We start from the raw sequence: 13,265 nt of genomic DNA, 5'->3' as shown, positions 1-13,265 counted from the left end.
CCGGCTGCTGTGCTGCGGGTGGTAGTTACATCTGATCTTCGGCGTAGATAGCGGCGCTGATAATTGCCCCGCCTACCCTGCGCTTGCCGTAGCAGAGCGGGACCGGATTACCCGACGCCGTGGTGTTCTTGGCGCTGCCGAAGGCATAACCGGGGGTGTTCTCGGGCGCGGCGCTTGTCTTGAGGCCGCCAGCCTGAGGGCTGAGCATTTGAATCACACCACCAAGGACCATCGAGCCGCCCATCATGATAAGGGCTGAACCGAACGGTGCGCCTGCGCCGAATGTGCCGCCGGTGATGACGAGGCCGACAACAATCAGTACTGCACCGATGATTGTTTGCAGCGCACCGCCTCGCTTGCTGCCGGTGATGATCGGAGCAATTCGAATATCACCGCCGCCCGCAAACCCAAGCTCCTTTTCTGCCAGGTTCGTCCTTCCTCGGAATACGGCAAACTCAATCCCTCGGGATTTGGCGTTCGACAGGAAGCGTTCAAATCCAGGGATCTGCACGCACAGCGCCTTGATCGCCTCTGCGGGCGACTTCACTGCCATGCGGAAGGATCGGCCAAACTGTCGAAGTTGACCGTAAAGCAGGATCGTGGTCATTGGCTGATAATTGATAGCAAGTGCCGCCATTTGCTTTTCTCCAGGCAATAAAAAGGCCCGCCGAAGCGAGCCTTTGATGAAGTGGTGCGGACTATAGGCAGCCTTGCAGCGCGGCCAATCGCTTATTCGCAATCCAGTTTCCGACTACCACGTAATACTTCGCTTCGGCCCCCGAGCCTTTAGGCTGGATGTCAACGAAGTACTGGGCCCCCTCAGTGAACACGGTGTAACCAGTATCCCGGCCACGCTGAAGAGTTGCGCCAGGCGTACCGCCGAATATCGACTGGTTCTGCCATTCGTACTGGACACATTTAGCCAGCGCGGCGTCCGTTTTTTTGGAAGTGAGAACCTTGTACGGGCCAGATTGGCGAGCCTCGTTCATGGTCGGCGCCATACACCCCGCCAGCATCGCCACAGCTACCGCTGCTATCAAAATCCGCATGTCGTTCCCTCTTTGGTTTGGCGGGACTGCAATACTGCCCAGTGCGCCGCTTTGGTGCCACGAATTATCGCTGATCGATTTGAATTTTCTGCGTTGGATCAGGGCTATACCTCTGGCGTTTCAGCTGCGGGTCCCCTTTCGCCATGCAGAAGAAATATATCTCAGCCTCTCCGCATCCGCCGTGAAGCGCGCACTCGCTAGCCTGCATGTGATCAAGCAGGATCTCCCGGCCTTGGGACTCGCAGAACACGTTTGCTTCTTTGAGCGCCTGCCCTTTCGCAGAGGCGGGCCCGCCGAATGGAACGCGGGTAGAAATCGTGTACGTGTCAGGACCCACCTTGATCGGTCCGCTGTCTGCGCATCCCGCGAGTGCCGCAGCGAACAAAACCATCAGCCAAATTTTCATCAATATCCTCCATGTAAGAAAGGACTGTACCGCGTACCTGGCCAGGCATCCACTTCACTGAGGCGCTGATGCAAAAAGCCCAGCGCGGGGCTGGGCTTTGTAAATGGCTGTATTACTTCTTTTTTACCAGCTCTATAAATTTCTTTCTCGCAAACTTCTTCTCTGGCTGCTCCAGATCGCGCTTGATTGCGTCTCGACTCACGCCAAGGATCTTTCCATCGAACTCGCGCGGCAGAGAGGAGCTGTGCTTCAAATGTTCCTTCAGAGCCAGAAGATCGCTCGGAACCAAGCCGCTCACCATTGCGTCAATCAAGGCCTCAAGAATCTTCGTCGCTTCTTCTTCACTGACAACCGCTTCATTCACTGCCGGCTTGGCTGCAGGATCAACGGCTGGAATGACACGAGGTCGAACTTGCGCCTGACGGACGCTGAGGAAAGAGTTGATTATGTCTGGCGTCCACTCCGTATGAGTGTCAGCTTCTTGAATTAGGCTTGGGGACTGATGATTCTTGTCATGCTCATTTGCAATTCCAATCAAATGAACTCTAACACCATAATTCTGAGCAAACTGGACGCCCACACGAACGTCTTCATCACCTGAAATCAAAACTGCGTCAGCAATCGCATGATTTCGAGCGAGCTCGATCATGTCGATCACGATCATAGAGTCGACGCCTTTTTGTTGGCCGCTACCGTTGAGCGTACCCATTCGAACTTTGACGTTGTTGCTGCTCGCAAGCCGCTTCTGCTCAAGAGTTGGACCGCTAGTACCGATTGCATCGTACCAATAGATACGTAGAAGAGGCGTCCCACCTGAGAGGTGCTCGGCGGTGCCGATAAGCTGCGTGATGACCGCCTGCTCGTTGAGCGAGAGTAGTTGGCGCCTAACTACATCGCCAGTAAGTGCCTGAGAACCTTGCGCGAACAGATACCCAGCGTCAACGAAAATGCCTAAGCGATTCATTTTCCGTCCCTAGAAAGTATTAAGGGCCCCCTCAGGGACCCTTTGTATGTCGCACAACGGCCCGTATAAGGTAGTGGCCGCTGCTCAGACGAAGCGAACTATAGGTTCAGTTGACACACTCGTCAACACGAATTCACACGTTCGAACACGAACCCACATGAAAACGAACGAAAGCCCGAATAATCCGTCGAATCGGCGTTCGAACATTGATCAAAGGTCTGAACGCAGACGATACGCTGCTAATAGAGCCGTTTTAAGGCCGAAATTTGTGCCGAGACTCTTGCAAAACTGACCTACCTGTCCGGGCATCCAGCGTGGATGGAATGCCAGTAGCGCCCAGGCCGCTATCAGTAGTAGCGTCTGGCCTCCAACCCAGAAGGAACTGAGCAATGGCCAAGCAACCCACCAACGGCGGCAAGGAATGGACAGCGGCAGAGATTACTCAACTGCGTACGCTGGCAGCAGGTAACACCCCCACCCGCGTAATCGGCCTCAAGCTTGGCCGTTCCGAGGCGTCGATCTACAGCAAGGCCGCCGAGCTAGGCATCAGCCTGAAGCCGACAAATCAGTCACCTTACAATCGCAAGCCTTAAGGGTTTCCGTGGCGCGCTCGTAGGAAGCTCTCAGTTCATCACTCCAGCTGTGCCCGTGATCAGCCAACGCCAACGCGAGTGCATCCATCGTGCGCGCGATGTCGCTACGTTCGATTTGAGTCATTTCAAATACTCGAATGAGTGAAGAAAGGATTTCCCAGTCCTACGCCTGCAAGCCCAAGGACTGGGGTAGCGCCAATATCGGCGCGTTTATGACCTGGAGGTCAATGTGGCATACGAAGTGAAACCTTTTGAACACGGCGTTCTCATGGCGCTTTTGTCGCTTACTCATGCATTGAAACAGACACCAGGCTTCAATGAAGAAGCGCTGCAACGCGCAGCACAGTTTTTCAGAGAGGTGCCTGCAGGTGGATGCGAAAGCGGCGAAGCAAGAGACGCCTACGAATGGCCGCTTGAGGTCATTCTGAAAGACGTTTCCTACATCGAAAAAATGCTGGAAAACAAAGGCAACTAACCCTTTGTTAGCCGCCAGACCGGTTCGCCACTGGCGGTTTTAGCTGCTGACTCAATTACACTCTGCATATTTTCTCCTGCGGCCATGCCGCGTCATGTTGGTTGTTTTGCGTTTTTGTGCCTGAGGATCAGGCGCGATCGTTCATGCCAAGGCCCGCCGTAGACGATGATTTCCGAAGGCCTGCCGTACAGGTGGTGCAGGAGGAATGGCCCAGGACCGAACGCGCCTGAATCCTCGCCAGGTAGCGACGGATCGGTGCCCAGATAAATCCCGGCGTGATTCGGATGAACCGTGCGCCCGACGTGCATGACGATCATGTCACCACGCTGTGGATTGTCGACGCGCACGAAGCCGGCGGCCTCGTAGTGCTGCTCGTACAGGCTGTCGTTCTCCGCGCGCTCCCACCAACCGTCGGTGCGCTGGAAGGCTTCAAACTCAAGGCCCCACTCCCGGGCATACCAATCAGCGCAAACCTGCCAGCAGTCCCATGCGCCGTGCACGAACGGACGCTTGAGCAGCGGCGTGCTGCCCGTTGGCGTGATCGTGCGCATGTCGCCCTCAGGCCAGGACAGAATGTGCCAGGGCAAGGCCGTGGCCTCGCACATGGCCAAGTCATGCGGTGACGGCCTGCTGGTGGCGTCCGGGTGTGAGTGAACAATGCCGATCACCTCGCCCAAGTCTTCCGCCGCGGCGTAGTCCTCTGGGTGAAGCCGGAACTCTTCGCTCGGCTCCGTGGCGATATTCCTGCATGGGAAATATTTCTGTGCTCGTCCGATGGCCAGCAGCAGGCCGCAACACTCTTTCGGGTACTGGGCCGCCGCGTGCGCCTGGATGGCCGCAATGATGTGCTTGCGCATGGTCAGCTCCGGGCAATCAGGGAAACGGCGGGGAATCCACCGAAGGACAGTTCGTTGTTTTCGCCAAAGCGCAGCTTGCAGGACGACAGGCAACCCTTGCACTGGTCCAGTGCTGGGTCATCCGTGGGGTTATCCTCGTCGTCGAACATGGCGGCGCCGGTGTATCCGCAGTCTGGGCCCCGGTAACCATTAGTCATGGCCCAGTGGCAGAACGTCGTCATTTGCCGGCCGGGCAGCCCGTGGTTGTCGATCTCGCCCGGGGAAGACAGCTCCCAGACCACAGCCTCGCCGTCCTCGCTGGTTTTCTGGTCGATGTACCAGATCTCCAGCGCCTCCTGGGTCGGGTTGGCGGTTGGGTTGCCCTCGGGGAAGTTGGCTGCGTCCAGGTACTGAGTCAGGGTCTCGCGGACCGTCAGTTTGAACTTGAGCATGTCCTCGAAAGCCAGGCACAGCGCCGTGACGCGCCCGTTGACATTGCCGGCAGCGAACGTCGGCCGAGAAGCGGTACCGTCGCTGCTCGAGGAAATACCCTCAATCTGCACCGGCCAGGCCGCGTACTCCTGGCCCTGCCAGATAATCGACTTGGCCGGCAAGTCGTCCTCAGAATGCTCGTAGGCCAGCAGTTCCTCAGCCGTGTGCGGGATTGCGTGGCCGTGGAAGCGCAGGTAATCAGCGCCGTATTCCGTCCCGTCAATTTCAAACAGGCGAATTTCGCCGCCGGGCTCCAGTTTCTGGATGTCCGTGATCAGTGCCATGGGCGGTTATCTCAGGGATGAAAGGTTTGCTGGAAGGTGGCGGTGATGGCGTAGACCTGGCCGCCGCGGTGAATCGGCTTGTAGCCGTTGCACTTGTAGAGGCCAAGCTCGCCAAGGGGCGGCTCCCACAGGAAGCCCTTCGCACCCTTGTGCCGGTCGAGGAATGCCATGATTTCCTTGATTCGCGGTTTCAGACCGGTAAAGGTGACCGGCCAGGACTGCGATCGATTGTTCAGGCCATCCTCGACCGACTGCTCGTAGCCATCGCCGAACTGCTTGGATCGGACGCGCTGGGCGATATCGCCCTCCGCGCCCTTCTCCGTGGCCCAGGTGAATCGTTCGATTGCCATCAGCGCCCCTTGATTGCTTTGTTGATGACGCCGCCCTGGCGCATGTCCTTCGAGCGCAGCTCTTGATACTTCTGTTCTACGAAGGTCGCCAACTCTTTGCCGAACAGGTCATAGCCTGGCGCGTCAGCAGTGGACGAAGCGTTACCTTCACCATCAATGTGCACTTCTACATTGATCTGCGTTGCGCCAGCCCCGCCACCGCCCATAGCCATAACGCCAAGCTTGCCGCTGGACGTCCGCGTCAGGGGCATAATCGCCTCTGCCCCCGCCTCACCCATGACGCCTGTTTTGCCTCCGGCCATGCCGAATGCCGTGGGCTTGCTGACAACTGAGTTGGTGAAGGCACCGCCGTCGGCGAACATCTGGACGCCGCTCGCCCATGCGCCACCTTTGGCCTGGGTGACTCCGGACCAGCCTGCCAGCACTTCAGGGCTGTAGCCTGCAGCGGTTGAGCCGGCCGATGCTGGTGTCGCGCCTCCGCCGAAATACGCGCTCGCCGCCGAAACGCCAAGCCCCACAAGAGAGCCGAGCAATCCCGATGCCGCTTGGCGGGTGGCAATACGCGCCATATCGGCCAGGATCGATTTGGCGAAGTCCGAGAACGACGCTTTACCGGTCATGGCGAAGTTGACGATGGAATCCTCCATGGAGCTGAAGGCATTACCGAACAGGCTCTTGGTCTGGCCGGCAATGTCCTTTGCCGAGTCCAGGTAGTTTTCCCAGGCCGCCGTTGCGCCCTTCGTCCAATCGCCCTGGGCACTCTCCACATCCACGTAGTTCTGCCGGATCTGGTCAGTGGCGGCCTTGTTCGCGTCGGCGAGCGCCTGAGATTTCCGCTTGAACTCTTCCTCCGACATGTTGCGCGACGGATCGGACTTTTGGTTCGCAAGCTCCAGCGTCTGCTGAGCAAACCGATCTTGCTGGCTGTTCAGCTCGCCGCTGAGAGCGTTTTGCCGGTCGCCACGGCCCACGCCAAGCACTGCGCGCTGGCCTGCCAGCTCCAAGGCCCGCTGCTGCTGCCCCAGCGCCTGCACGTATGTGCTGATCGAACGCTCCTGCTTGGCAAGGCGGCCGGTCTCGTTGGTCGCCAACACCTCCAGCTGGCTATCGGCATCCTTCTGCGCCTTGACCATCCCTGCGCGCGCGTCAGCGATCTTCTGGTCCAGCTGGATGATTTGCGCGGCCGACGTGGTCTTCTTGCCCTTGGCGGCTTCCAGCGCGGCAATCTCAGCCTCGTAGGCAGCCTTGGTTTGGTCGAGCTGATTGCCGATCAGCGCCTGGCGCCGCAGCAGATAGTCTTCCTCGGACAGCAGGCCTGCCTTCTGCGCCGCTTCCAGTTCCTTCTGGTAGTTTTTGTAGGTGTCGGTGATGGCTGCCAGATCGTTCTTGGCGTTGTTGAAGCTGGTGAGGTCGACCTGCGTTCCGGCGGCTTTGGGATCCTTGAACTTGGCGTTGATGTTGGCAATGTTTTTGTCGACCGTTGCCTGGGCAAGGCGAGGATCGTTCGGCGCTACCTTGCGGATGTCGTCGAGCTGTTGCTTATAGTCCTCAAGCTCCTTGGTCCGCTTCTGCTCATTGGTCAGCGACGACTTGGTCAATGCGTCGACCTTCGTCATTGCCGTGACAGCCGCGCCTTGAGCCTTGGCCTGCTCACCCTCCCACTTGGCGATGTCGGCCTGGGCGGCTTTCTCGTCCTCCAGCATGTTCAGGCGGTTCTGCCGGAACTCGATCAGCGCATCCTTGGACTTTTGGTTCTGAAACAAACCGTCCATGTTCTGGGCTTCGAGCAGGTCCGACCTGGCATTCTCGATGTCCGAATTGATGTCACGCCGCCCGGCGTTTTTGAGACCGTCAGCTGCCTTGGCGACAGCGTTGTATGCGCGCTCCCAAAAGCTAAGGTTTTCCAGAATCTTCGGCGTACGCTCATTGATCGCATCGGCGTACTGCTCGGTGGCCAGCTTCACCGCGCCGGCATGGTCGCCCTGCTCTTCCAGTGCGGCGATCTGCGAGTAAACCGACGCCGTCAGGTAGTGGTACTGATCATTCAGCGCAGCAGACGCCTTGACCGGGTCGTCGGCCAGCTTGGAGAACTCAGCAACTGTCTCGCCCACCGCCTTGCCCGTGGCCTCCCGCATGGACACTGCAGCCTGGGCGATGCCGGTAAAGCTCTCGCCAGCGATCTTGCCGTTGCCAGCCAGCAGGGCCAAGACTTCGGCGGCCTGGCCAGTGGTGCCCACGGTAGCGCTGACCTGCCGCGCCATGTCGCCCAACTGGCCCGCACTCACGCCGGCGTAGTTGCCAGTGAGGATCAGTGACTTGTTGTAGCGGTCCTGCTCTTCGCTACCCCTGTAGTACGCAACAGCCAGGCCGCCCACAGCAGCAGTGGCCAAAGCCAGCGGCGCCAGGATGGCGAGCAGGCCGGCAGCACCAGCACCGGCACCGGCGCCCAACTGAGCTACTGCGCGAACGCCGCTACCCCAGTCGCCCGACGATAACGCGTTACCAAGCTGTACGACGTTTTCCTGGGCTTGGCGGGTGCCGAGACGCAGCTTGTCGAAGCCAGTGGTGGTCTTTTCAAGCTTGGCGTAATCCTTGTCGATTTTACCCAGGGCGCTGTTGTACTGGTCCTGGCTAATTCGCCCGGCATCCAGATGCTTGCCAAGTTGCTCGACTTGGGTGTCCAGCTTGGCCAGTGCAGCCCGAGCCGGGTCGATGGCACCCAGCAGGCTGTTCAGGGCCTTCTGTTCGTCCAGGGCTGACTTGGCGAGGGCAATCTGCTGCTTGTCCAACTGAGCGGAGATCTTCGCCGCCTCGGCCTCGCCATAGGCGCCGGTCTTGGTCAGCTTGGCGAGAGCGTCACGCTGCTTCGCCAGGTCCTGGGTAGTTTTGGCACTGGTGGACAGCGACTTTTCCAGGGCCTGCATTTCGTTCATCAGAGAAACGGCGGACTGCTCGGCCCTGCCGCCGGCCTTCGCCATTTCATCCAGGCTCGTTTTCGCCTGGATTGCATCGGCCGAGTCGATTTTGACGCCGAGTTCTGCAATGTTCATCGACTCACCTTGAATAAGTGCCCGTGGTTACGGGCTGTTTTCCCTTTCCTCCGCCATGACGCGCAGGGCTTCGCCTTCCAGCACCTGAAGGTCAGGGAAGATTTCAGCGAGTTTCTTTTTCTTGATGCCGAGGAATCCGGCCACGTCGCGGATGCAGCTGTAGTCGAGACCGATCGCGCCGCCGGCGCCTGCTCGCCACTGGGTGGACATTCGGTTAAAAAGAAGGAAGGCCGGCCAGTTGCAGGGCCAGACCTCCACTTCTTCAACCAGGTCGCCAGGGGCAAGGCCAAACATCCCGATAATCGCGTCGGGCACGCTCGGCGAGTACATGGCGCGGGCGGCGTCTGTCAGTTTCCCAGTCGGGCCTGGCTGTATGCTCCTTCATGAGCCTTAACGACAGCCTCGGCGGCACCCTGGCAGGACTTCACGAATGCGACGATGTTGGCGTCGCTGTATTCGTCATCGAAACCCCAGCTGACCACCAGGTCCTTGATCTGCTGGGTTTGCTGCTCGGTATCCACAGCCACAATTTCCGACCAAGACGGCTTATCGCCCAGTGCGGCCTGTGCCTTCTTACGCTTTTCGTTCCATTCATCGAACAGAGCGGCAAGCTCGGCGCGATCGCGGTACTTGAAGGTGAACTCGACTTTTTCGGGCGTGCTGCCGACGATCGGGATCAACACGGGCGCGGTGAACGTGGCGTTCTGCGCGATACGAATCTTGGCCATGAATTACACCACTGCAGTCAGGTATCGGGTCGGCTCGGATTGCAGGGCCAGGCTGACGGTTCGGGTCAGGAGGTTGCTGCGGGACACGGCCGGCTGCTTGGAGAACGAAGTGTAAGTGCCATACAGCAGCATGTCGTTGCCAGGGAGATTCAGGCGCGCGGCTTCGATCTGCTTGCCGGCGTCAGCCTTCATCAGCACGCCGTTGAAGGCCTGTGCCGGGTCATCCGCGATGGTCAAGGTCATGCTGGCAGCAGCCTTGTCGGTCGGGATCTGCTTGCCCTGGTCGTTTTCGAGGAACACCACGTCCAGGTAGTTCTGGTCGCCACCCGAGAAGGCCACATCGGTGATTTGCGGAATCTGAACCCAGGTCAGAATCTTGCGCATGGAACCTGCGCCACCTGCAACCGGGTAAATCTGCGTATCGGTGGTGTCGATGCCTTCCAGGGTGATCGCCGTTGCCGTGGCAGCCTTCACGCGAACTACCTTGCTGTCCAGTTTGCTCCAGCCAGAGGCGAGCAGGACGATATCGCCCGCAGCAATGGTTCCGCCAGCAACCGTGGCGATCGCCTCGCTCGCATTGCTGAGCGCGGTAAACGGCAGAGCCGCAGCGTAGGTGGCGGCGTGCTGAAAGGTGCCGCCGTTCGGGATTTTGTAGCCCATGGGGTATTTCCTCTTTGCAGATATGAAAAAACCCGCTCAATGGCGGGTTCTTGGGGTTGCCCAATGGGCGGGATCAGTTGGTGTCGGCTCGGTACAAGAACGAGACTGGCACGGTGTAGGCTGAATCGCCTGTGATGCCTGGCCCAGGGTCAACTGGCGACATGGTTACCACGGTGAGTGCAGCCTTCGTGTCTTGGGCGTATAGCGGGAACAGGGAGGTCAATTCGGCCACAATCGGGTTGGTTTTGGTCTTGCCGCTTCCCGCCGGCGCGATGATGCTGACCTGAAACACGCCGGTGTACAGCCGGTGATCACCGCTGAGCGTGTTGCTTGCGGTATCGCCAGGGATGGTGAAGGCGCGCAGATAGGTCTCGCCCTCCGCCGGCGTGTAGGCCGTGTTCTCGAAAACGATCTTGAGCTTCTCCGGCCTGGCAGCGTTCCAGGCGATGAGCTTTGCCTCGTAGATCGAAGCGATGATTGCGTGACTCATACCTGGTTGTTCCTGATGGCCTCCAGCACGATCTGCTGAAAGCGAGCCACGGTTACCCGGACCATTCCTGACGGTGCTTGGCTTGAATGGCCGAACTCCAGCGGGATAGCGTAGGGCAAATTGTTGACGATGAAAGCGGTTTCCCCGGCATTGAACTCAATCACGCCAGCCACCAGTCTTGCGGTCGCTGCGGCTCCTGTCGGATCAGGGTGAATGCGGATGCTGTTGTCAGCTGAGCCGATGGAGAGGTTCCAGTTTGCCCGGAATCGGCCGCCAACATAGTCTTTGCCGGAAACCAACCCGTTCACATTGAAGTTCTGGTCGCGCTCAGTCTTCGTCAGAGGCTTGGCGTATTTCACTCCACGCTTGAGGTTTCCCGCCTTCGTGAAGTTCGATTCGTTCAGGTTGATGATCGTATTGCGGACCGCGACCTTGAAGTCGTAATCGTCAGCTGCCCGAGTGTTTGCCTGGCGGTGCGCGACGTTCGCCGCCCATATCTCGGGGTTGCCCACAGGAGACATGCGAATCAGGCTGCTGCCGATCTCGATGATGATCTCGCGCAAGCTGGCGTCTATGGCCTCACTTGTCTGAGCGGCGAACTCAGCCAGGCTAAGGGCGAAGCTGCCGGACTGACCGGCACCTTTACTTGCCATGTCACTTCCTCAGTTGTGCCGTCCACGTCGCGTCTGCAGGATCGGCTGACACATTCATCACCCGCAGTCCGTTGACGATATCGCCAATGGCCGGGGCAGCCGGTACCGTTGTAGGAACACCAGCCTCGGACACGAACAGTTCGTTCTGCAGCACGAGCAGCTTTTTGTCGGTGGTCTGGATGAGGGAGCCGTCGATTTCCTTGGACAGGTAGCTGCCCAGAACGCCGCGGCCCGAGTACGTCACGGTGGTGTCTGGCGTTTCGCCCCCCAGGTCAGGGTCATACTCGCCCGCAATCTTGCGCACGCCCGTCACCGACTTGACCGCATCGGCCAGGCCATCAGGGTCGTCGAACGCTTCGGCCAGTTCGGCCTGGATTTCTTCGCGCATGCCCATGATCAGATCCTTTTCAGAATCATCACGCCAGAGCGCTTGATCCAAGGCGTCAGCAGCGCCAGGGCGAAGTTGACGCCGGCCGACTGATCGGTAGAGCCCGCCACGTACGTTTTGCTCACGGACGTGCCGGACTGCGCGGATACTGTCTTGCTCTGCACTTCCTTCTGCGTAGCCGTGTACAACTTGCCCGCCGCCGCCTCTTTGGCAACCTGGGCGCCGGCTGTTTTGATCTCGGCCGGGACCGGATCGGGAACAGCCCGCTTAATCTTGGTCGTGAGCCAGGCATTGGCCATGGCTACAGCAAGGACCGGATCACCGGTGCCGGCCCAACCAGGACCGAGCTGGGCGTCAACATCGGCAACGGTGATGAAGTCGGTCATGTGCTTGTCCTTATTCCGCTGGCACCAAGGCCTGCAGGTCTTCTTTCTTGGCGGTCGCGTAGAAGGTAATGCCCTTCGCGGTCAGCCACTCTTTCAGCTCGGGGACCTTCATTTTCAGAGGGTCGGTTTCCGGGGTTTCCTTCTCGGCTTTCAGTGCCGCCTCGATTTCCTCGGCGGTGCTGCGAGACGCATACCCCGCTGGTGGGTAATTGCTCGCCTTGTAACCCGATGCGATGAACTCGGCGACAGTTGGGCCGTCTTCGCGCAGGCCAAAACCCGGGGTCGGAGATTGCTGTTCTTGTGCCTGCTTGACCAGTCTGTTGATCTGGGCAAGCGTCAGTTGCTCGCCCGGCTTGATTTCGTCGTTTTCCATGATGTTCTCCCATCATCGCGAGGGCCGAAGCCCTCGCTTATTTGTCAGGCGCCTTTGATTTTCAGGAACGCGATAGGGACGTTTTTACGATCCACGACGCGGTTCCAGTTGGCGGCCTTGCGCAGGTCGGCGAGCAACGGGGAAAACTCGTCAACGGTCGTGTCCGCGCCAGTGCGGCCGCGCAGGTTCGCCCGATTGGTGATGTCGTCACCAGTGAACTGGTAGCCGAACGGGTGCAAGATCCAGGTCTTGCGCTCCCACAAGGTCTCAACGCCTCCGCCGTTGCCGGCCCGCGCCTGGCGTTCGATCTCGACCGGCATCTCAGGGTCGCCTTCGCCATAACCGAACGCACCAGCACCGAATAGCACCGCAGTGGTGGTGATAGTGGCCGGATCGCCTGCGCTGATGGCCGGCATGGAGTCATCGACAATTACACGCTGACCCATGAAGGTCGGGATGGTCAGGTTGCCCTGGCTGTCCTTGATGTAGTCGATATCATCCGCGTCGACCATCTGCTTGTAGGCGAGGGAATGAACGGCGATTGCCGAAAGCTGGCCGAAGGCATCGCCCAGGGTGAACACGGCAGAAGTGAAAGCTTTGCGCGACCAGAGCGCAGCGCTGCCATCGAAGACCATGTCGCCGCCGTCATTGGCTACGTTGTCGGCGAGCACGCCCACAGCGGACGCAATCACGCGGCGCTGCCACTGGCGCTGCCAGTAGGTGCCGAATCGATTGCGGATACGCTGCATCGGATCGGAGCCGGACAGCTCAACTACCAGATCCGAGGCCGAATAGCCTTGGTTGAGATAGCTGATGCGCGCCTTTTGTAGGCCAGAACCCAGCTTATTCGGCGAGGCCATGTCCGCCGGATCATCGTTCGATGCGTTTGGCTCAACCGATGCGTCCAGGTCGCGCCAGAACGGAATTTGAATTTCTTGGCCGCCGGTCTTGGCTTTGGTGTCCAGCATCTCGTTGCGTACAACAACGCCGGATTCGAAAAACGCGGTTTTCTCCGGGGTATTCTCTGCCTGATAGTCGGCATAGACCTCGGGGATGACTGCGTCGGAAAGGCGAGTAGTCGCCATAGT

Annotated in this window: 19 protein-coding genes; 2 read left to right on the top strand and 17 right to left on the bottom strand. The window is 59.1% G+C overall.

Annotation, left to right across the window (positions count from 1 at the left end; all coding sequences use genetic code 11):
- Positions 1–25: 25 nt before the first annotated feature.
- From TU79_RS16785 to TU79_RS16770, 4 genes are all read right to left on the bottom strand, one after another.
- Positions 26–637: a tail assembly protein gene (locus tag TU79_RS16785; protein ID WP_057009025.1), complete on the bottom strand. Its 612-nt coding sequence runs from the start codon at positions 635–637 to the stop codon at positions 26–28.
- Between the two features lie 61 nt (positions 638–698).
- Positions 699–1,049, bottom strand: coding sequence for a hypothetical protein (locus TU79_RS16780; RefSeq protein WP_057009024.1), 351 nt, complete (start codon positions 1,047–1,049; stop codon positions 699–701).
- A 64-nt stretch (positions 1,050–1,113) separates the two neighbouring features.
- Positions 1,114–1,455 carry a hypothetical protein gene (locus TU79_RS16775; protein WP_231986798.1) on the bottom strand — a complete coding sequence of 114 codons (342 nt, stop codon included), beginning with the start codon at positions 1,453–1,455 and terminating at the stop codon, positions 1,114–1,116.
- A gap of 112 nt (positions 1,456–1,567) precedes the next feature.
- Positions 1,568–2,419 (bottom strand): NYN domain-containing protein, encoded by an 852-nt coding sequence (locus TU79_RS16770; protein WP_057009023.1) that lies wholly within the window; start codon positions 2,417–2,419, stop codon positions 1,568–1,570.
- A gap of 389 nt (positions 2,420–2,808) precedes the next feature.
- Between TU79_RS16770 and TU79_RS16765 the strand changes: the two genes are divergently transcribed.
- Positions 2,809–3,012, top strand: a complete 204-nt coding sequence (locus TU79_RS16765; protein WP_057009022.1) for a hypothetical protein — start codon at positions 2,809–2,811, stop codon at positions 3,010–3,012.
- 229 nt (positions 3,013–3,241) lie between these two features.
- On the top strand, positions 3,242–3,487 hold the full coding sequence (locus TU79_RS16760) for a hypothetical protein (RefSeq protein ID WP_057009021.1): 246 nt from the start codon (positions 3,242–3,244) through the stop codon (positions 3,485–3,487).
- A gap of 92 nt (positions 3,488–3,579) precedes the next feature.
- Here TU79_RS16760 and TU79_RS16755 read toward each other — a convergent pair whose 3' ends face one another.
- The 13 genes from TU79_RS16755 to TU79_RS16695 all read right to left on the bottom strand — a co-directional run bounded on the left by TU79_RS16755 (position 3,580) and on the right by TU79_RS16695 (position 13,262).
- Entirely contained in the window at positions 3,580–4,344 is a 765-nt protein-coding gene (locus tag TU79_RS16755; protein WP_057009020.1) for a C40 family peptidase, read from the bottom strand.
- Positions 4,345–4,346: 2 nt separating this feature from the next.
- Complete coding sequence (locus tag TU79_RS16750; protein ID WP_057009019.1) at positions 4,347–5,099, bottom strand: phage minor tail protein L; 753 nt, start codon at positions 5,097–5,099, stop codon at positions 4,347–4,349.
- Positions 5,100–5,110: 11 nt separating this feature from the next.
- Positions 5,111–5,449: a phage tail protein gene (locus TU79_RS16745; protein WP_057009018.1), complete on the bottom strand. Its 339-nt coding sequence runs from the start codon at positions 5,447–5,449 to the stop codon at positions 5,111–5,113.
- Complete coding sequence (locus TU79_RS16740; protein WP_057009017.1) at positions 5,449–8,499, bottom strand: phage tail tape measure protein; 3,051 nt, start codon at positions 8,497–8,499, stop codon at positions 5,449–5,451. Before TU79_RS16740 ends, TU79_RS16745 begins: the two co-directional genes overlap by 1 nt.
- A gap of 27 nt (positions 8,500–8,526) precedes the next feature.
- Positions 8,527–8,829: a DUF1799 domain-containing protein gene (locus TU79_RS16735; RefSeq protein ID WP_012724063.1), complete on the bottom strand. Its 303-nt coding sequence runs from the start codon at positions 8,827–8,829 to the stop codon at positions 8,527–8,529.
- A gap of 17 nt (positions 8,830–8,846) precedes the next feature.
- Positions 8,847–9,227: a phage tail assembly chaperone gene (locus tag TU79_RS16730; protein ID WP_057009016.1), complete on the bottom strand. Its 381-nt coding sequence runs from the start codon at positions 9,225–9,227 to the stop codon at positions 8,847–8,849.
- Positions 9,228–9,230: 3 nt separating this feature from the next.
- Entirely contained in the window at positions 9,231–9,887 is a 657-nt protein-coding gene (locus TU79_RS16725; RefSeq protein ID WP_057009015.1) for a phage tail protein, read from the bottom strand.
- A 73-nt stretch (positions 9,888–9,960) separates the two neighbouring features.
- On the bottom strand, positions 9,961–10,377 hold the full coding sequence (locus TU79_RS16720; protein WP_057009014.1) for a phage tail terminator-like protein: 417 nt from the start codon (positions 10,375–10,377) through the stop codon (positions 9,961–9,963).
- Positions 10,374–11,030, bottom strand: a complete 657-nt coding sequence (locus TU79_RS16715) for a hypothetical protein (RefSeq protein ID WP_057009013.1) — start codon at positions 11,028–11,030, stop codon at positions 10,374–10,376. Before TU79_RS16715 ends, TU79_RS16720 begins: the two co-directional genes overlap by 4 nt.
- Before the next feature lies 1 nt (position 11,031).
- On the bottom strand, positions 11,032–11,424 hold the full coding sequence (locus TU79_RS16710; RefSeq protein ID WP_057009012.1) for a hypothetical protein: 393 nt from the start codon (positions 11,422–11,424) through the stop codon (positions 11,032–11,034).
- 2 nt (positions 11,425–11,426) lie between these two features.
- Entirely contained in the window at positions 11,427–11,804 is a 378-nt protein-coding gene (locus tag TU79_RS16705; protein WP_057009011.1) for a hypothetical protein, read from the bottom strand.
- A 10-nt stretch (positions 11,805–11,814) separates the two neighbouring features.
- A complete protein-coding gene (locus TU79_RS26630) occupies positions 11,815–12,177 on the bottom strand; it encodes a HeH/LEM domain-containing protein (RefSeq protein WP_057009010.1) in 363 nt (120 codons plus the stop codon).
- A gap of 44 nt (positions 12,178–12,221) precedes the next feature.
- On the bottom strand, positions 12,222–13,262 hold the full coding sequence (locus TU79_RS16695; protein ID WP_057009009.1) for a hypothetical protein: 1,041 nt from the start codon (positions 13,260–13,262) through the stop codon (positions 12,222–12,224).
- Between the last annotated feature and the right edge of the window lie 3 nt (positions 13,263–13,265).

The sequence above is a fragment of the Pseudomonas trivialis genome (assembly GCF_001439805.1).
In the GTDB taxonomy this organism is placed as follows: Bacteria; Pseudomonadota; Gammaproteobacteria; order Pseudomonadales; family Pseudomonadaceae; genus Aquipseudomonas; species Aquipseudomonas trivialis.
Note: the sequence above shows the minus strand (reverse complement) of the source record. Positions and strands in the feature narration are given on the sequence as shown.